We start from the raw sequence: 994 nt of genomic DNA, 5'->3' as shown, positions 1-994 counted from the left end.
ATATCGGCGGCAAACTATCATCATCGGGTTTGGCCACTAAACTATCTAAATGTGAGCTTGAACTGCCACCCACTGACTCGTCTGGTTCTGTGCCGTCTACAGCAAGGTCCGTTTGGCTCTGAGCGCCATCAGAATGCTCACTATCGCCACTCTTCGTTGCAATGTTTGCTTCGTCTTTTACCTTAGTCTTGTGGTGGGCTGTTAGATGTTCTTCAATCATGGTTTGTAAAGCATCGTTTGCCTCATTTTCAGAGGCTCCACCAAGAACAGTAGCGGCGCGCTCTTCTGAAGTATCAAGAGATTTCTGATCTGTTCTGTCTGAGCTATTTTCTTCCTGAAGCTGTTCATGAGCTGCAGAAAAGTTAAGAAGAGGTTCATCGCTAAATGAATATTCAAACTGCTCTGCGACTAACGATGCAGTCATTTGCTGATCATCAATGGTAAATTCATTCAATAGTTCATTATTATCGATAGACTCATCGTGGGTAACCGAATTAACAGTACTGACCTGAACTTGTCCCTGAGCATCGATGACGGAAGTCGCTTGTAAACCACTGCCAGTATCTGTGGTGACAACGGTAGTTTCAAAACCTGAATTGGTCGCGGTAAGCGCATGATCAGAGATCAGTTTTAGTTGGTCACTGAGTGCCGGATCGATTTGATAGCTATTGTGGCTTTGCGGTACCGAGTGGCCATTGTCATAGATGAGAGCTACACCATTGGGTAGATGTGTTAGAGCGATACTGTCTATAGTTTCTCCTGGATTTTTATGGACAGAAATATCTAAGTCATATTCATAGCTAGCTACGGAAGGCCCGCCAATAATGCCTGCTTGGGGAACCAGACCACCATTGGCAATGTCAATATCGATACTGATGACAGGTGGGGTATACTCATCTTTTCCGTGCACGGTAATGGTTAAGTTCTGCGTGTCAGTCGCACCGCTTTGATCGACTACACCAACGGGTATTGTCAGCGTTTGAACTTGACCTGC

General features: G+C 45.3%; 1 protein-coding gene. It reads right to left on the bottom strand.

Translation table 11 applies throughout. From position 1 onward, the window contains the following. On the bottom strand, positions 1 to 994 hold a 994-nt coding region (locus A3738_RS31285; protein WP_197473925.1), incomplete at both ends, for a hypothetical protein.

This window comes from Oleiphilus sp. HI0066 (assembly GCF_001635725.1).
Note: the sequence above shows the minus strand (reverse complement) of the source record. Positions and strands in the feature narration are given on the sequence as shown.